A 17,532-nucleotide genomic window follows, 5' to 3' on the forward strand; every position below is an offset into this window, starting at 1 on the left:
AGGGCTCACCGATTATTCGGTTGCGCCCTCCGACGCCGGCGGCTCGGCGTCCGTATGAGGCTCGGCCGAGCCCGGCTCCGCCGACGACTCTTCCTCGCCCGACGTCGGGGCGCGCCAGGCGTGGCGTCCGCGACGAACTGGCGGGTTCTTCGCTTTCGACTTCTTGACGGCCTCTTCCAGTGGCTTCTCCTCGCGCATCTCCAAAAAGCGCTCCACAGCCTCACCGATCTCGTCCGAGGTAGGGATTTCCGGATCGCCGTTGCGGACAAAACCCACGCCTTCGGGCAGGCGATCGTAATCGGCCTCCAGCTTGGCGACCAGCTCCGCGAGCTCAGGGTTCGATTCGACGGCAGCCGCGAGGAAGCCCATCTGCTCATCCACCCGTTGCTCCAGATCTCCCACAGGGATCACCGGGCCTCCGAGAGAGGCAAGCATTTTCGCCACTGCGAGCGCCGCCGAGAAGAATGGATGATCACCGCGCGCCAGATACCCCGGCACACGGGTCCGGATCGACGTAGCCGCGAGCCCACGCTTTGCGGCTTCGTTCTCCACCATGTCCGCAAGCGTCCCATAGTGCTCCACATACGCATGCAGGATCTCGTTGTCGCGCGGCTGGGTGGAGCGCACCACCATATCTGCCGGACGCGTGTGCGGAACCGGCGCTGGCATACCACCAAATGAATACAGGTGTGAAATGTTGTAGTGGGTCGCGATCTCCACAATATCCTTTGCCAGAACCGGCCAATGGAAATCCGGCTCCTGGCCAGAGATGTACAAGAACGTGTGCCCCTGAACATCGGTGACAAGCTTCAGATCCATCCCCGGAGCAGAGACCTCCGCAAGGCGACCATCCGCATACGTCGCAATCGGCCTTTGGGCACGGAAATCGTAGAGCGGATCGGAATCAAAAGTAGCGATCCCCACATAGTCCAGGTCGGAGATCACCGCTTCCATCGTGGCTGCCACTTCACCGGCGTCCACTAGCCTGTCCACCAAATTCAGTACGAGAGTATCGACCTCAATGTTGGTCAGGCTCGGATCGATATGAATGTACGTGGGCATAGGACCTCCTTCTCACCACATTCTACCTGGGCGGCTTCGGCACCCGGTACGCGAACAGAATAATCATTCGCGTACCTGAACGTTTTCCGGAATAATAATGTTCCTGGTTTTTCATGTTGAGGAGGACACGTGAGCACAAAAGAGGCGATCACCCAGGAGCAGGAGTTCGTTGACCAGGCATACTCCGCCCTCGATTCCGAACGTTCGAGATATGAGACGCAACTCGCTCGTGTCCGTCACCAAGGTGGCGGTGGTACTCCGGGTGCACGCCGCGAACGTGATTCGTTCGCCACGCATTACGAAGACAACCTGATCCGTCTGCGCAACCTGGAAAATCGTCTGGTTCTTGGCCGGCTCGACCTTGCCGACGGCAGCACCCACCATATCGGACGCCTCACCCTACGCGACGACGCCGGTGAAGTACTCCTTGTCGATTGGCGCGCACCTCAGTCGGAGCCGTTCTATCAGGCCACCGCACTCGAACCAGGAAACGTTGTCCGACGTCGACATATCCAAACTCGTTTCCGCAAGGTCACTGGGGTGGAGGACGAACTGCTCACGAACGGGGAGGCGAACGACTTCAACCTCACCGGCGAGGGAGCGTTGTTCGCTGCAATGAACAAGGCCCGCGACGGCAAGATGGGCGACATCGTCGCCACGATCCAGGCAGAGCAAGACCGCATCATTCGCGCTGATTCTCGCGGGATCCTCGTCGTGCAGGGAGGTCCAGGAACCGGAAAAACCGCCGTCGCACTCCACCGCGCAGCTTATCTGTTGTACGCTCAGCGCGAGCGACTTGCTCGATCGGGCGTTCTCATCATCGGCCCCTCGGACGCGTTCTTGCACTACATTGACGCCGTGCTCCCCTCCCTGGGCGAGACCGATGTCGTCTCCTCCACTATCGACCGCCTCCTACCCGGAGTCGTCCCAACGATCACCGAGCCTGAATCCGTGGCGCTTCTCAAGGGTCGTATCGAGTGGGCAGATATCGCCAAGCGCGCAGTGGCCCGCATGCTCGAAAAGCCTGCGACCGCCGACGTCGCCGTCATGGTCGGCTCTCATCGCCTCATGCTGACCCGCAAGCTCGTCGCGCGCGCCCAGGCAAAAGCCCGGGCAACCGAACTCCCCCACAATGAAGCGCGCGAAACGTACGCGAAGTATCTCGTCAAGGAGCTCGCCAAGCAGCTCGCCGAGCTCCAAGAAATTGTCTTCGAGGACAACCAGTGGCTTATGGCCGACGTCGCCGAATCTGCAGACGCCCGTCGCGAGATCAATCGGCACTGGCTCCCCTCCTCACCTCAGCAGTTGCTCGAGCGCCTCCTCGCCTTCCCTGAGCACCTCGCGAATGTGGCCATCGAGTTCACCGACGCCGAACGCGCCTCTCTCCTTCGCCCCAAGGGCTCAGGATTCGCGCCCGCCGACATTGCGATCATGGACGAGATGGCCGAGCACCTCGGAGCGTTCGAATCCGATTCTGCGCGCCACGCACGCAAGGCGAAGGAAGCCGAGGCACGCGAACTTGGCGAATACGCATCCGCCACGATGAAGGCGATGAATCTCGGCGGCGGGATCGTTAACTCGGCGAAACTGGTAGATTTCCTTTCGGAAGAGCACTCCGGGATGACTCTCGCCGAACGCGCCGGGGCTGACCGCACGTGGACGTACGGCCATGTCGTTGTTGACGAAGCGCAAGAGCTCTCGCCCATGCAGTGGCGGATGATCGCACGCCGCAACCCGCAGCGTTCGATGACGGTGGTGGGCGACCTGGACCAATACCCTGCCGGCCCGCCCGCTGGTGGCTGGGCCGAGGTTCTCGGTTCGATGGCGCAGTTTACGCGCGAGGAAGTGCTCACCGTCTCGTATCGCACGCCCGCTGAAATCCTCGATCGGGCACAGCGGGCCATGGCTGACGTCGGCTACCCCGTTCGCCTGGTACTGGCGGCTCGGAGTGTACCGGATTCGTATGACGCGCACGTGGTTTCTCCCGAATCTCTCACCCGCGAGGTCAATGAGCTTGTCGGCAGCGAGTTGGAACTCCTCAACGGGCTGTACGGTGAAGGGTACGGAACCATCGCTGTGATCACACAGATCGGCGTACACCTCGCCGTTGACGCGTCCGATTCTCGTGTGAGTGTGATGAGTGCACGTGAGGCGAAGGGGTTAGAGTTCGATGCGGTGATCGTGGTGGAGCCGTCCGCGATTTTGGCGGATGGGCCGGGAGATCTGTATGTTGCGCTCACCCGTGCCACACAACATTTAACAGTTGTGGCGAGCGAAGGTTTGCCCGGAGCGCTTCAGTAGCACGGTGGGGCCTCAGCCGCCCACCACAAGCGTCATTTCAGAGCAGCGATCGCCTTTTCGAAATCCTCCAGGGAAGAAAAATCGAGGTAGACGGAGGCGAAACGCAGGTAAGCGACCTTGTCCAAATCTTTAAGCGGGCCGAGCACAGCTTTCCCAATATCGTCTGTGGTGATGTGCGAAGACCCCTTGAGACGAACCAGATCCTCAACCTCCTGCGCAAGGACAGCAAGCTGGGCAGCTGTCACAGGGCGCCCCTTGCATGCCTTGCCAACTCCGGCGATGATCTTTTCTCTCGAGAACAGCTCCATCACTCCCGAGTGCTTCGTGACCATGAGGGCAGCAGTTTCCGTGGTGGTGTAGCGCCGGTGGCAGTGGAGGCACTCGCGCCGACGGCGAATCGAGAGCCCATCTTCTGACGGGCGTGTATCAATCACCTTCGAATCGCTGTAACGACAAAATGGGCAGTGCATGCCAACAAACTATATGGTTTGGACGCGGCGCGCCACCGATGTACCAGCTGATTGTCACCAAACGCCACCATGAGTAAAGTAAAGCCCGCGCCACACGGTTTGGTTCAGATGTGTGTGGCGCGGGCGGTTTTGGCAACGACGCATTGGACACGGGAAGCACGATGCCAAAGCTTCAGATGGCTATTCAGCGCGTGGGCAATAGGAGTTCCTGCCCCGCGCGAACCACATCGGATTCCAGGCCGTTCAGTGAACGGATATCAGCAACGACTTCCGCAAGCGGACGATCTGAGGAAACGAGCTGGGCGATCGATGTGAGGTTCTGGCCCGCCTGGACGTGGATCATTTCCGTATCCGTAACCCCCAACCCGAGAGCCGACGTCAACCACATGCCAGCAACCAGCGCAAGACCAATCAGGAAAAGCCCACTCAAGGCTTGGACCACCTGGGACATCGTCAACTCGGTAGGCCGTGGAGCAACTTCGCGCGCCGCTGCTCGAACCATTGCCGATTGGCGCGATGAACGGCGGACCGGGCGACGAACCGGGCGACGGACCGGGTGTTCGGCGAGAACCTCGCCTGCAACACGCCAACCTTGAGCCTCACGCACCGGACGCAAGGGAGCTACGTTATGTGTTTCAAACACCTCATCAGCGCTTGCCGGAGTTGCCACCGCACGAAGCGGTGTGTAGAGAGCGGACGTGGTGGAATCGGGGCGCACGTAACGACCACGAACAGACGACCCACGCTCAGCAGGCTTCTTTGCTGGCTCCGCTAGAACCGGCACTGCAAGTGCACTCATTTTTCCTCCTCGAACTCACATTCTCGAACATCTGTTTGAATTCTATCCCGACCATTCGACGATATGCAAACATTTGTTCGAAACTCGTCCGAACAAATGTTTGAATCGCTTTCCCGCACGGGATATGCTTGTGAAACAAGGAAACCATCGGGGTATGACAACTTTTCGCGATCACTTTGTGGAGGGCGCATGAACACATCACTTTCGAAGCGTCAGCTCGCCATCTTTCAGGCAATCATCGAATACCAAGAAGAGGCCGGGTACTCTCCTACCGTGCGCGAAATTTGTGAACGCACAGGGCTTACTTCACCGTCATCGGTGAAGTATCACCTTGACGTGCTTGAAACTGCCGGAGTCCTCCACAAGGATCCACGCCGGTCCCGCACGATCGAAATTACGCCACTGGGCCAGCGCGTGGATCCGCGCACGGGCGACCTCCTCCCGGAGCCCTTCGATCTTCCCACCGCCGAATCCTCGGTACGTATCACCGATGAGGAAGAGAACATCTCAGCGCCCGTAAACGTCCCTCTCGTCGGCCGCATCGCGGCAGGCGGCCCGATTCTTTCTGAACAGGTCGTTGAGGATGTGTTCCCGCTCCCCCGCCAAATCACCGGCGATGGCGATTTGTTCATGCTTGAGGTTTCCGGAGATTCCATGATCGACGCCGCGATCTGTGATGGCGATTGGGTGGTGGTCCGCCGCCAACCCACCGCTGAGAACGGCGAGATCGTCGCCGCCATGATCGATGGCGAATCTACGGTCAAAGCCCTCTCCCGATCCGGCGGCCATGTGTGGCTCCTGCCAAGAAATTCCGAATATGCGCCTATCCCTGGGGATGAGGCAACGATCCTCGGAAAGGTTGTCACCGTTTTGCGCGCTCTGTAGCGCCGCTGCCCTGTTCAACAACAGGAACTTCCGCTCGCGCCGCAACCGATCGGCGTCGGCCGCGTAGGAAAGCTACGCTACCGCTCGTCGCTTCCTCCACCGGCGTCGTGCGCAGCCTGCGCCAGCCTCCCGAGAACGCCACAAACCACGTCGTGGTCGGCGGTGTACCACATGCGCGGTATCGAAGCCATCAAATATGAGCCGTAGCGCTTCTTCACAAGCCGCGGATCGAGGATCGCCACCACGCCACGGTCCTCAATGCGCCTCAACAAACGCCCCGCTCCCTGCGCCAGCAAGAGCGCAGCGTGCGCTGCCGCAACCTGCATAAACCCGTTGCCGCGATTTGCATCAACATGCTCCTTACGCGCCTGCATCAAGGGGTCGTTCGGACGCGGGAACGGAATACGATCAATAATCACCAGGCGGTTCGTGAGCCCCGGAACGTCAACTCCCTGCCACAGGGAGAGTGTTCCAAAAAGCGACGCCGCGGGATCACCCGCAAACTTCTCCACCAACGTCGAGAGCTGATCCTCACCTTGAACAAACACCGGAAGATCCAGGCGCTCACGCACATATTCGCCGGCACGCTCGCTCGCCGTCCTCGACGTAAACAGCGCGAGCGCCCCGCCGCGCGAAGCACGCACGAGCTCAACGATTTCCTCCAAATGATCTTCGCCGTACCCGTCTTTACCAGGCTCTGCGAGATGCTCGGCAATATACAACACGCCCTGCTTTTCTGGCGTGAACGGACTGCCGACGTCGATTCCCTCCCACGGGCCCTGCGACGGGAAGTTAAACCCGACTTTCGAGGCGACGACGTCAAACTTCCCGCCGATCTTGAGTGTGGCGGACGTGAGCACAACAGGCTTGCCTTCGAACAGTTCGTCCGCGATCGGCGCGGCGACGTCGAGCGGAGCGAGATTGAGGTAGGCAGGGCCGTCGGGAATCTGGCTCACCCACGCAACCGTGCCACCGGCGTCGACTTCCCCCGATAACACAGCCTCACACACCTCAGCAAGATCCCCAAGCCGCGAGCGCAGGATCTGCTTCGAGGTAGCGAGATCTTCGTTTCCCGTGGGAAGCGCGGAAACGTCTTCTCCCACTTCCTGGATCTGTCCGAGAAGCCGGGCCACGACGTCGACGAGCTGAGGAGGGATCGCGGTGAGGCGTTCCTCGCCGAGCGCTTCGAGGACCCCACCCAGATCGTCGGCGATGTCCTCGAGCGGACCGGGAAGGATCTTCGCAGTGCGCAGCATACGGATCACGCCGCCCACATCGCCCTTTGTCAGGGAGCGGGTGAGCTGGTTCGTCACGCGGTCCACGAGATCGTGAGCCTCATCGACGATGTAGGCATCCGTTTCTGGGAGCACCGGAGTTTTTGTGGCGGCCACGCCAAGCATCGCGTGATTGGTCACAACCACGTCCGCTTCATCGGCGGCTGCGCGAGCGAGCACTGGGAAACACGAGGCTCGCAACGGGCATTTCTCGCCAATACACTCCGCCTTGGGAATGGAGACTTGCGCCCACACACGGTCGTGGACTCCGGGAACCAGATCGTCTCGATCTCCCGTCTGTGTGACCATCGCCCAGTCGCGGGCGCGCACCACTTCCTCGCCGGTGGCGGTGGCACCCATCTCACCTTCCGCACGGGAGAGCAATGCGCCTTCCTCGGGATAACCACCGTTCGCTTTTCGCAGGCACACGTAGTTGTTCCAGCCTTTAAGGAGAGCGACCTTCGGATGAACGCCAGTGATTTTCCCAATCGCCTCAACGACCTTCGGCGCGTCGGAGGTCATGATTTGGCGCTGAAGGGCGAGCGTTGCCGTAGAGACAATCACACGATGGCCAGTTTTCGCCGCCCACAACAGGGCCGGAACCAGATAGCCGAACGATTTTCCAGTGCCTGTGCCTGCTTGCACGAGGAGGTGCGCATTGTCGATGAGTGTTTCGTAGACGGCGTGCGCCATGGTTTCTTGGCCTTCGCGCGCGGTTCCGTCCATCGACTCGACAACGGCGTGGAGGGCGCGCACAGACTCTTCAAGATCGACTTTCTCAGGCACGCGGGCTCGATCCACCCATCAGCCCGAGCTCTGCGAGCGCGCCAGCCAATTCCTCAGTTACTCGCCCGCGGATCCGGGTTCCGCTTTCCTCGTACGTCTCGGAATCGATGTCTCCAAACTCATGGATCTTCGACACGAGGGCACCATGCGTGTAGGGGACCATGATATCGACGTCGATGTGAGGACGCGGCAGCAGCTCAGCGATCGTTTCGCGTAGCTCGTCGATGCCCTCTCCTGTAACGGCGGAGACTGTGACGGCGTTTGGGAACCGTGAGACGAGCGCGGCGAGATCCACGGGATCGGCAATATCGGCCTTCGAAAACACGATGAGTTCCGGGATCGATTCGGTTCCGGGAACGTCCGCGAGGACAGTGTGGACTGAATCGATTTGGCCGAGCGGGTCGTGGTGTGAGGCATCGACGACGTGGACCAGCAGGTCCGCTTCCCCGGCTTCTTCCAACGTGGATCGGAACGCTTCAACGAGCTGGGTGGGCAGGTTTCGCACGAAGCCGACCGTGTCTGTGATGGTGTACTCGCGTCCGTCGTCGGTGTGGGCCTGGCGGACTGTTGGATCCAGTGTGGCGAACAGGGCGTTTTCGACGAGGACGCCCGCTCCTGTCAGTACGTTCAGGAGCGAGGATTTCCCTGCGTTCGTGTATCCCACGACGACGACGGAGGGCGCCTTTCGCGCCCGCCGTTGTCCCTTGCGCACGTCGCGCGAGGTTTTCATTTCTCGGATTGCCTTACGGAGCAAGGCCATGCGGTTGCGGATGTGACGGCGATCGAGTTCGATCTTCGTTTCGCCCGGACCGCGCGAGCCGATGCCGGCACCGCCAGCCACGCGGCCACCTGCCTGACGTGACATCGAATCGCCCCAGCCTCGAAGGCGCGGGAGCAGGTATTCGAGCTGTGCGAGTTCAACTTGTGCTTTACCTTCGCGCGACTTTGCGTGCTGGGCGAAAATATCGAGGATGAGCGCGGTGCGGTCGATGACCTTGACCTTGATGATGTCTTCGAGTGCGCGGCGCTGAGAGGGGGCAAGCTCAGAATCCGCAATGACGGTGTCAGCGCCGACAGCGGCAACGAGCTCAGCGAGCTCCTGCGCTTTGCCCGACCCAAGGTAGGTCGCGGCGTCTGGGAGCGCTCGCCGTTGCAGGACGCCGTCGAGAACCGTTGAGCCAGCGGTTTCGGCGAGCGCGGCGAGTTCGCGGAGCGAATCCTCGCCGGCTTCCATCGATCCGTCCGTCACCACGCCAACGAGAACCACACGTTCGAGGCGGAGCTTTCGGTATTCGACCTCGGTGACGTCTTCGAGCTCCGTCGAGAGATTTTCGACGCGTTTAAGCGAGGATCGCGCTTCGCGCTCGAGCTGGTCTCCTGCCCACGCCCCCTGATATGCAGGGTCTTTCTGGAGCGCCGTTCCCTCATGGGAGTGAATATCGATGGCATCGTGGTTTTCGTTAATCGCCTTCTCCTTTTCTTCGCCTTTCTATTGTCTCTCACCCACAACGCTGGCGCCATCTCGCATTCGCCTCTCCCGTGCGTTTACTCTTAGGGCATGAGCGATCATTACTTCTCACACTCTCCCGAGGCCCCCGAGCGGGCCACTACGTTCACAGTGAACATTCGTGGACGCGACGTCGAGGTTCACTCCTCGAGCGGCGTCTTTTCCTCTCACCGTCTTGATAAGGGCACTGCTGTCCTGTTGGACAAGGCGCCCGAGACGGGGGCGGCGCGCGTCGCGCTCGACGTCGGTTGCGGGTGGGGTCCGATCACGATTGCACTGGCCAGCGAGCATCCGGAGGCTGAGGTATGGGGCGTTGACGTGAACGAACGTTCGCTCGAGCTTGCTCGCGTGAATACACAGGCGTACGAGAACGTAACGATTGGCGAAGCGTCTGCCACACTGAAGGAGTTGCGCGCAAAGGGCATCGAGGTGGACCTGCTGTGGTCGAATCCGCCGATCCGGATCGGCAAGGAGGCGCTACATTCTCTCCTCATGGATTGGCTCAGTCTTCTCGCCGCCGACGGCGTGGCCTACCTTGTGGTCCAAAAGAACCTTGGCGCGGATTCACTTTCGAGCTGGCTGAATGCTCAGGGGTTCGTCTCCGTCAAGTACGGCTCTTCGAAGGGTTTTCGTGTGCTCGAGGTGCGCAAGGATGAGCCCTGAGGTAACGCGAACGGCAGAAGCTCACTGAGCGAGCAGCGGGACCGCTCCACAAAACTGTATCACAGCCCTCCCAGCGAGCGAACGCGATTCGCGGTCTCACGGGCAAGCTGGTCGATGACCGCAGCGCCACCAGGCTCACCTGCAGCAGTGAGATCGATCCATTCGATTCGCGGATCCCTCTTGAACCACGTTCGTTGCTTCTTGGCGAGCCTGCGCGTACCTTGGGCAACCGACTCGATCGCTTCTTCGAGGCTCATTTCGCCACGAAGGACCGCGATTGCTTCCGCGTATCCTGTAGCTTTCTTCGCGGTTGTTCCCTCATCGAGCCCCATGGCGAGAAGACGCTCTGTTTCGTCGAGGAGGCCGCTGGCGAACATCTTCCTGGCGCGCTCCTCAATCGCCGCATGCAAAGCCTCCCGCTCGCGCCGAACACCGATGATCAGCGTTGGTTCGAAGTGAGAGGTGTGGGCCGGGAACACCGGTGTATATGACCTGCCCGTCAGGAGCACCACTTCGAGAGCACGGATCACCCTGCGCGGATTACGCGTGTCGATCGTTGCAGCCGAGACGGGATCCTTGTCGGCGAGTTCGGCAACGAGCGTATCGAGGCCGTCCGTTTGGGCGCGCGCTTCAAGCTCGGCGCGCAAGCGTGGGTCCGTACCGGGGAAGTCGAGTTCATCCAAAGCGGCCGAGATGTAAAGCCCTGAACCACCAACGATGAGAGGGAACTTCCCGCGAGACACGATAGAACGAATATCAGCCCGCGCCTGGCGCTGATATGCGGCAACGGATGCTTCCTCACGAACGTCGAGGACATCGATCTGATGGTGGGTGATTCCTCTGCGCTCTGTCTCGGTTGCCTTCGCAGTACCGATGTCCATGCCCGTGTAGAGCTGCATGGCATCCGCAGAGACGATCTCTGCAGCGTCGGGACCGCCGAGAACATGGGCTAACGCAACCGAAAACGATGTTTTTCCTGAGGCCGTCTCCCCCACGACCCCGACGACGGGGCGCGGCAATACCTCCATCAGCGGGGCCGGATCGTGGGCATGCCAAGTCCAACAGGGGCTTTTCCGGCGGCTTCCGCCTCGAGGCGGACCTTCGTGGCTTGTTGCTTTTCCCAAGCATCCCCGGCACGTGTGGCACGAATCTCGAACAGACCGCCGTTGATCCCAGAATCGGCGATCAGATGGTGTGGGGCACCGTGGGTCACGGTGGCACGAACCATGTCGCCCGGACGCGGCCGCTCCAGGCCAACGGGAAGAGCAACATGGACCAGGCGATTGTCCGCAGCGCGGCCAGTGATGCGGTCCGTTTCAGAATCCTTGCGGCCCTCGCCAGTGGACACGAGCACCTCGACATCGGTGCCGACGAGTTTCTCGTTCTCCTCGGTGGAAATTCGTTGCTGGAGAGCGATCAGGCGCTGGTAACGTTCGTTGGCAACTTCAGCAGGAACCTGATCGGCCATGTCCGCTGCTGGAGTGCCCGGGCGCGGCGAGTAGAGGAAGGTGAATGCGGAGGAGAAACGCGACGCCTCGACAACGTCGAGAGTCGCTTGGAAATCTTCTTCCGTTTCGCCTGGGAAGCCGACGATGATATCGGTGGTAATCGCAGCGTTCGGGATCTGCTCACGCACGCGCTCGAGAATGCCGAGGAACTTCTTCGATCGGTAGGACCGACGCATCAGGCGCAAGATACGATCCGAGCCAGACTGCAACGGCATGTGAAGCGAGGGCATCACATTAGGAGTCTCAGCCATGGCATCGATCACGTCGTCGGTGAAGGCCGCTGGGTGAGGCGAGGTGAAACGAACACGCTCAAGGCCTTCAATCTCACCACAGGCGCGCAGAAGCTTCGCAAATGCGCCTTTATCTCCAAATCCCCAGCCGTATGAGTTCACATTCTGGCCGAGCAGAGTAACCTCGATGGCGCCCTGTGCAACGAGGGCCTCGACCTCGGCGAGGATCTCCCCTGGCCGGCGATCGCGTTCCTTTCCTCGAAGGTGCGGAACAATACAGAACGTACAGGTGTTATTGCACCCGACCGAAATCGAGACCCATCCGGCATAAGCGCTTTCGCGATGGGTGGGGAGTGTCGAAGGGAAAACCTTCAGCGACTCTTCGATCTCCACAGCAGCCTTCTTGTTGTGACGTGCCCGCTCCAGCAACGCAGGAAGAACATCCAGATTGTGTGTGCCAAGCACAACATCCACCCACGGGGCCTTTTCCACGATTCCTTCGCGCATCTGCTGGGCCAAGCATCCGCCCACGGCAATCTGCATCCCCGGGCGCTCTTTCTTGACAGCGGCGAGCTGGCCAAGGTTTCCGAAAAGCTTGTTCGCAGCGTTTTCACGTACGGAACAAGTGTTGATCACGAGGACGTCGGCACCCTCATCACCCGCATCGGTGGCCCGCGCGGCTTTCTCGGGCACGAGTTCAACTGGCACATAGCCAGCGGTGTCGAGAAGACCCGCAAGGCGCTCGGAATCGTGGACGTTCATTTGGCACCCAAGGGTGCGCACTGCATAGGTGGTAGGTGTTGCGTTCATCGCGGACATTCTAAAACAGCATCTGTGTTGGTTCTACCGATGGTCAGCTTGGTCACTTCCGAGAGATTCAAACGCTGCCTCAACAGCGCGCATTACCTGCCCGGGCGAAAACCCTCGCCTAGCCAGCGCACCGAAGAGACGGCGTTTGATGACCTCGGGCTCAAAACGCGCCATCGATCGGATCTTTCGCACGGCAAAAGCGTTCGCACGCTCCTGCTCATCCTCGTCCGAGATCTGCCCCAGCGCTTCTTCGGCACGCTCCCCGACGATCCCTTTCTTGTGCAGATCGTGGGCGAGAGCCTTGCGTGAAATCACCTTGGATTCGAAGCGGGCGCGGACGAATCCGTTGGCAAACCGCTCGTCGTCGACCAAATTGGCATCAGCGAATTTTTGAATCGTCTCTGAAATGAATTCTTCGGGAACGAGTTCTTTCTCTAGAGAGGCTCGAAGTTCAGCAACCGACCGATCACGGACCGCAAGGCGCCGGTAAACCACATCCCGCGCGAGAGAACGCCAGTCGGATGCAGATCTCGCGGCCGCGCGGGCAGCCTTCCTCTCCGCGATTTCACGGGGATTCTTGCGTTTGCGCGGCCGAAAATCCGCATCCTCAGCGTAGTTCACCATTATTCGGCATCATCCAGTTCGAAATCGATATCGGTTTCGGTATCGATCTTGGATTCTTCGGTTTCCTCAACCGGGCCTCCGAGGCCGAGTTTGGCTTTGACCTTATTCTCGATCTCTTCTGCGATCTCCGGGTTATCCTTGAGGAAGGCGCGAGCCTTTTCCTTGCCCTGGCCGAGCTGGTCGCCTTCATACGTGAACCAGGAACCCGACTTGCGCACGATGCCTTCATCGACCGCCATATCGATGATCGACCCCTCGCGTGAGATCCCAACGCCATAGAGAATATCGAACTCTGCTTGCTTAAACGGCGGAGCCATCTTGTTCTTCACGACCTTCACGCGAGTGCGATTGCCAACAGGGACTGTGCCTTCCTTTAGCGTTTCAATTCGACGCACATCGAGGCGAACGGACGAGTAGAACTTCAATGCCTTACCGCCGGTCGTGGTTTCCGGATTGCCGAAGAACACGCCAATCTTCTCACGAAGCTGGTTGATGAAGATTGCCGTGGTGCCCGATGCCGAAAGCGCACCGGTGAGCTTGCGCAGGGCCTGCGACATCAGACGCGCCTGCAGACCAACGTGGGAATCACCCATATCACCTTCGATTTCTGCCTTCGGAACCAGAGCAGCCACCGAATCAACGACGATAATATCCAGAGCACCGGAGCGGATGAGCATATCGGCAATTTCGAGAGCCTGCTCTCCAGTATCCGGCTGCGAGACAATCAACGCGTCAGTATCGACTCCGAGCTTTTTTGCATACTCCGGATCGAGCGCATGTTCCGCATCAATGAATGCCGCGATACCGCCATTCTTTTGCGCATTGGCAACAGCGTGGAGCGCCACCGTGGTTTTACCCGAGGATTCCGGGCCGTAGATCTCCACCACGCGGCCACGCGGCAACCCGCCGATACCCAGCGCAATATCCAGCGCAAGAGAACCAGTGGGGATCACTTCCACCTGCCGCGGGGGCTGATCCCCCAGCCGCATTGCTGAGCCTTTACCGAACTGGCGGTCGATCTGACCGAGAGCCAATTCGAGCGCTTTCGAGCGATCATCTTTCTTTCCAGCCATGTGGATCCTCTCTTCTGGCTTGACGCCGATTAATAGAACAGGTCTTTCGTTCAGCTCGGCCTCTCCGACCGATCTGGTGCCACCTTATGCCCGACCTATGACAAAAAATCGCGATCACTTTTTTCTGTGGATACTCAGTGCGCTTGCCGGCACGTGGAAAACTTTAGCCGAACACTTGTTCGAATACCGTTCAACGCGCCGAGATGAGCCTCACAACATCTGCGCTACATCAAGAAAGGAAAAGGCACGCCACACAACACACCACATCCACAACACAAGAGCCACAAGCATGGAGTGTGGGGCAGCCTTGACGCCGCCCCACACTCCATATTCGCGCGATTCAATCTATGCTCGATGCTTCTTCGGATCCTCACGGTGAAGGAAATAGTAACTGGGAGGAAGATCCATGGCGTCACACACTCCCTCCCATACGCGTTGGAGATCATAGCCAGCCTCAGCCGCCTGCCGCGGCGTCAGGTTGCCAAACTCCACAAGAGAAAGATCTTCAGCAAGAGAGGACCCTCTCCCATCGGGAAAAACCCGATCGAAGAGGGCCCAAAATTCGGCATATCTCATGCGCGAATCTTTGCGAGTTCCGCCTTCACCAACTCCGGCGGAAGAGTATCTGGGATCTGCTGAGCCATCCGGCGCTTCATCGCCGGAGTTGGACGGCCTTCAGCAATATCAATGCGATCTGCCACAAGGCGAAGAACGTGGCTAAGCGGCACATTCAACGCGGTAGCAATCGACGCGAGAAGCTCCGACGAAGCTTCCTTCTGCCCACGCTCAACCTCCGAGAGGTAACCGAGCGAGACGCGGGCTTCCGAGGACACATCACGCAGGGTACGCCCCTGGCGCTGACGGTACTCACGCAGAACATCGCCGAGTTCCTGGCGGAAAAGGACGTTCTCGCGGACCTGAGCCTTCGTCATGTTCATTAGATCCTCTTTTCTGTGAAGTTCTTGATCTGGTTACTCCAACGCAACTGCCAGAGTATTTATTCCGGCGTGCATTCCACACACGCAATCGCTATCCCCAGAGCACTTCGAACTGCTTGGTCACGAATTTCGGAGCGAGAGCCAGTGAGCTGCATCCGCACGGCGGAGATGGCTTCTATACCCGAACCTGATTCGTTCTTTACTAAAATTTTACCATTAGCCAAAGTCGGCGACAAGTTGAAATTGAAACGACATGACGGCCAAACACCGATCCACACCGTCCCCGCGGGAAATCCGTCATTGGGCCCAGGACCCGCCACGCCCGTCGTCGCGATCCCGAATTCAGCTCGAAACAAACGTGCCGCTCCAGCAGCCATCTGCTCGGCCACCACGCCGTCGACCGGGCCCGTCAGCGCGAGCCGCTCCTCACTGACCCCCAAAACGCTCACCTTCGTCTCCGTTGCGTACGTCACTGCACCCCCACGGAAAACAACCGAAGCTCCCGGAACGTCCACAATCGCCGAAGCCAGCGCCCCACCCGTCAGCGATTCAGCAACCGCAATCGAGGCAGACCGCTCACGATGACGCTCAACGAGTAGCCGGGCAAGCGCAAGGCGATCCCCCAGCGGAAACCCACACGCCCTCTCCAGCTGCTCGATATTCACAGCGAACGAGCCTCACGAATGTACTCCCACGCGCTGGTCAGAGCGTAGAACAATGCCACCGCAATCAACACATAAGATGCCCACACCATCACCAGGGCCACACTCCCCGGAAGGAAGCTCCCCCACGGAATCAGCAGGCCGGCAATACCAAACGACTGGGCCGCCATCTTGATCTTGCCGGCGTGACCGGCGGCCATCACCTTCTTCTTCACCACCATCATGCGCATCGCCGTGATACCGAGCTCGCGAACGATAAACACGATCGTGACCCACCACCACAGCCAGCCCTGCATCGACAACAGGATCAGCGAGGCAATAATTAACGCCTTATCGGCAATCGAATCAGCGAGTTTTCCGAAGTTCGTGATCAGGCCACGCGAGCGTGCCAAGTGGCCGTCCAGCTTGTCCGTCACAGCCGCCAGCGCGAACACACCCCACGCACACCAGTGCGGGATTCCAAGTCGCAGAGCCACCCACATGAGCACTGGCACGAGGACCAGGCGGAGCACCGTCAGCGCGTTCGCAATATTGACAACAGGAACTTCGTTTTTCTTCGTCACCCTTCAAGAGTAGGCGAAAACTGCCCAACGTGGGCCTTAGGTCGTTAAGATTTTGCGTGATGAAGTACTCCGTTTTGCAAACACTCGTAACAATCGCCACGCTCACAACGCTTGCCGCATGCTCGACTGCCCCTGGCGCACCGGCGTCGGCAGGCCGCTCCGGCACGCCGAGCCAGCCCCCAACATCGCTCACGCGCACCACGCAAACGACACCCCAGCCGTCTCCGTCACATACTCCAAGCCCAGCGGTCACCCCTACGCCCGTGAAACCCGCAGGCAAAGCCTCCACGATGACGATCGTCAACGGAGGCGACATCCTCCTTCACCTCTCCGTCAACGAAGCAGCGAAAACACGCAGCGGATACGACTACACCCCCTACTACACCCCCATTTCGCAGTGGATTAAAGGCGCAGACCTGGCGCTCTGCGCGCTAGAAATCCCGATCGTGCGCAAAGATCAGCAACCCTCCAACTACCCGCAGTTCGGGGCACCGTGGGACCTTGCAAAATCGCTGAAAAACATCGGTTTTGACGGATGCGCGCTCGCAACGAATCACTCGATGGACCGCGGATTTGGTGGAGTTGAATCCACCATTGACGCATTCACCCAGGCTGGCCTCGGCTTCGCCGGAACAGCGACCAGCGAAAAACAGGCGAAAGACATCCAGTTTTACAACTACCGCTCTGGCGGACGCGAGGTGAAGATCGCACACCTGTCTGCCACAACCCTCACGAACGGCATCCCGATTCCGAAGGCGCATCCCTACTCGTGGAATGTTGTAGGTCGGTTAGGCAAACCCGTACAGACGATCATCGACGATGCGAAGCGGGCGCGCGCCCTTGGGGCGGATCTCGTGGTGGTTTCGATGCACTGGGGCACCGAATACGTCTCCGAACCGATCGCAGAACAAAAAGACATCGCCAAGCAACTCGCCGATTCCGGAGGAATTGACCTCGTGCTCGGCAACCACTCACATGTTCCCGAGCCAGTGGCCAAGCTCGACGGCGGTGTGGACGGACGCGGCATGTGGGTGGTGTGGGTCACAAGGCAACCAGATTTCGGGGCAAACTGTGGAATCTCACGGACACCGCGTGACAACGGGTCTCTTGACTACCGCAACGGTTGAGGTACCAGCCGAGGGTCGCGCGCACGTGACCAACCTCGAATGGACCGCCATCACGCAAGACCGCGGCGCTGGAGAGCACCTCTACGTGCTCTCTGATCTCCTCGATGGCAAGGCCCGATCGACGCTGTCCAAAGCCACGCTGAAGGCACGCGCCGACGTCACGTTCCCCGTCATGAAAGGCTCTGGCCCCGAGCGACGCACCCCGCCCACCGCCGTCGCGGGAACGCCCCGCATCGAGCGGGTCCAGTAG

18 protein-coding genes are annotated in these 17,532 nt (G+C 59.8%); 5 read left to right on the forward strand and 13 right to left on the reverse strand.

Annotation, left to right across the window (positions count from 1 at the left end; genetic code table 11):
• Window positions 1-12 precede the first annotated feature (12 nt).
• Window positions 13-1,062 (reverse strand): PAC2 family protein, encoded by a 1,050-nt coding sequence (locus P8A24_RS05700; protein WP_278057660.1) that lies wholly within the window; start codon window positions 1,060-1,062, stop codon window positions 13-15.
• Window positions 1,063-1,191: 129 nt separating this feature from the next.
• On the opposite strand from P8A24_RS05700, the gene P8A24_RS05705 reads away from it, so the two are divergent.
• Entirely contained in the window at window positions 1,192-3,363 is a 2,172-nt protein-coding gene (locus P8A24_RS05705; protein ID WP_278057661.1) for a HelD family protein, read from the forward strand.
• Between the two features lie 32 nt (window positions 3,364-3,395).
• Here the strand turns inward: P8A24_RS05705 and nrdR are convergent, their stop codons facing one another.
• Window positions 3,396-3,833: a transcriptional regulator NrdR gene (gene nrdR, locus P8A24_RS05710; RefSeq protein ID WP_278057662.1), complete on the reverse strand. Its 438-nt coding sequence runs from the start codon at window positions 3,831-3,833 to the stop codon at window positions 3,396-3,398.
• Window positions 3,834-4,017: 184 nt separating this feature from the next.
• A complete protein-coding gene (locus P8A24_RS05715; protein ID WP_278057663.1) occupies window positions 4,018-4,632 on the reverse strand; it encodes a LysM peptidoglycan-binding domain-containing protein in 615 nt (204 codons plus the stop codon).
• Window positions 4,633-4,821: 189 nt separating this feature from the next.
• On the opposite strand from P8A24_RS05715, the gene lexA reads away from it, so the two are divergent.
• A complete protein-coding gene (gene lexA / locus P8A24_RS05720; RefSeq protein ID WP_278057664.1) occupies window positions 4,822-5,517 on the forward strand; it encodes a transcriptional repressor LexA in 696 nt (231 codons plus the stop codon).
• A gap of 77 nt (window positions 5,518-5,594) precedes the next feature.
• On the opposite strand, the gene P8A24_RS05725 is transcribed toward lexA, so the two are convergent.
• Together P8A24_RS05725 and hflX are read right to left on the reverse strand one after the other, a co-directional pair.
• The gene (locus tag P8A24_RS05725; protein WP_278057665.1) at window positions 5,595-7,577 is read right to left on the reverse strand and encodes an ATP-dependent DNA helicase; all 1,983 of its coding nucleotides are present in this window, start codon (window positions 7,575-7,577) and stop codon (window positions 5,595-5,597) included.
• The gene (gene hflX / locus P8A24_RS05730; protein ID WP_370870607.1) at window positions 7,570-9,042 is read right to left on the reverse strand and encodes a GTPase HflX; all 1,473 of its coding nucleotides are present in this window, start codon (window positions 9,040-9,042) and stop codon (window positions 7,570-7,572) included. The genes P8A24_RS05725 and hflX overlap by 8 nt, the downstream gene beginning before the upstream one ends.
• 93 nt (window positions 9,043-9,135) lie before the next feature.
• Here hflX and P8A24_RS05735 point away from each other — a divergent pair, with 93 nt between their 5' ends.
• Window positions 9,136-9,747, forward strand: coding sequence for a class I SAM-dependent methyltransferase (locus P8A24_RS05735; protein ID WP_278057666.1), 612 nt, complete (start codon window positions 9,136-9,138; stop codon window positions 9,745-9,747).
• A 59-nt stretch (window positions 9,748-9,806) separates the two neighbouring features.
• Here the strand turns inward: P8A24_RS05735 and miaA are convergent, their stop codons facing one another.
• The 8 genes from miaA to pgsA all read right to left on the reverse strand — a co-directional run bounded on the left by miaA (window position 9,807) and on the right by pgsA (window position 16,155).
• Window positions 9,807-10,775, reverse strand: coding sequence for a tRNA (adenosine(37)-N6)-dimethylallyltransferase MiaA (miaA, locus tag P8A24_RS05740; protein ID WP_278057667.1), 969 nt, complete (start codon window positions 10,773-10,775; stop codon window positions 9,807-9,809).
• On the reverse strand, window positions 10,775-12,304 hold the full coding sequence (gene miaB / locus P8A24_RS05745; protein ID WP_370870580.1) for a tRNA (N6-isopentenyl adenosine(37)-C2)-methylthiotransferase MiaB: 1,530 nt from the start codon (window positions 12,302-12,304) through the stop codon (window positions 10,775-10,777). Before miaB ends, miaA begins: the two co-directional genes overlap by 1 nt.
• A gap of 24 nt (window positions 12,305-12,328) precedes the next feature.
• On the reverse strand, window positions 12,329-12,919 hold the full coding sequence (locus tag P8A24_RS05750; RefSeq protein ID WP_278057669.1) for a regulatory protein RecX: 591 nt from the start codon (window positions 12,917-12,919) through the stop codon (window positions 12,329-12,331).
• Window positions 12,919-13,992, reverse strand: a complete 1,074-nt coding sequence (gene recA, locus P8A24_RS05755; protein WP_278057670.1) for a recombinase RecA — start codon at window positions 13,990-13,992, stop codon at window positions 12,919-12,921. Before recA ends, P8A24_RS05750 begins: the two co-directional genes overlap by 1 nt.
• A gap of 345 nt (window positions 13,993-14,337) precedes the next feature.
• The gene (locus tag P8A24_RS05760) at window positions 14,338-14,568 is read right to left on the reverse strand and encodes a DUF3046 domain-containing protein (RefSeq protein ID WP_278057671.1); all 231 of its coding nucleotides are present in this window, start codon (window positions 14,566-14,568) and stop codon (window positions 14,338-14,340) included.
• Complete coding sequence (locus P8A24_RS05765) at window positions 14,565-14,930, reverse strand: helix-turn-helix domain-containing protein (RefSeq protein ID WP_278057672.1); 366 nt, start codon at window positions 14,928-14,930, stop codon at window positions 14,565-14,567. The genes P8A24_RS05760 and P8A24_RS05765 overlap by 4 nt, the downstream gene beginning before the upstream one ends.
• Window positions 14,931-14,989: 59 nt before the next feature.
• Complete coding sequence (locus P8A24_RS05770) at window positions 14,990-15,556, reverse strand: CinA family protein (protein ID WP_278060221.1); 567 nt, start codon at window positions 15,554-15,556, stop codon at window positions 14,990-14,992.
• Window positions 15,557-15,591: 35 nt separating this feature from the next.
• The gene (pgsA, locus tag P8A24_RS05775; RefSeq protein ID WP_278057673.1) at window positions 15,592-16,155 is read right to left on the reverse strand and encodes a CDP-diacylglycerol--glycerol-3-phosphate 3-phosphatidyltransferase; all 564 of its coding nucleotides are present in this window, start codon (window positions 16,153-16,155) and stop codon (window positions 15,592-15,594) included.
• 59 nt (window positions 16,156-16,214) lie between these two features.
• On the opposite strand from pgsA, the gene P8A24_RS05780 reads away from it, so the two are divergent.
• Together P8A24_RS05780 and P8A24_RS05785 are read left to right on the forward strand one after the other, a co-directional pair.
• A complete protein-coding gene (locus P8A24_RS05780; RefSeq protein WP_278057674.1) occupies window positions 16,215-17,282 on the forward strand; it encodes a CapA family protein in 1,068 nt (355 codons plus the stop codon).
• A complete protein-coding gene (locus tag P8A24_RS05785; protein WP_278057675.1) occupies window positions 17,263-17,532 on the forward strand; it encodes a hypothetical protein in 270 nt (89 codons plus the stop codon). The genes P8A24_RS05780 and P8A24_RS05785 overlap by 20 nt, the downstream gene beginning before the upstream one ends.

Origin of the sequence: Arcanobacterium wilhelmae, assembly GCF_029632765.1 — a bacterium.
GTDB lineage: Bacteria > Actinomycetota > Actinomycetes > Actinomycetales > Actinomycetaceae > Arcanobacterium > Arcanobacterium wilhelmae.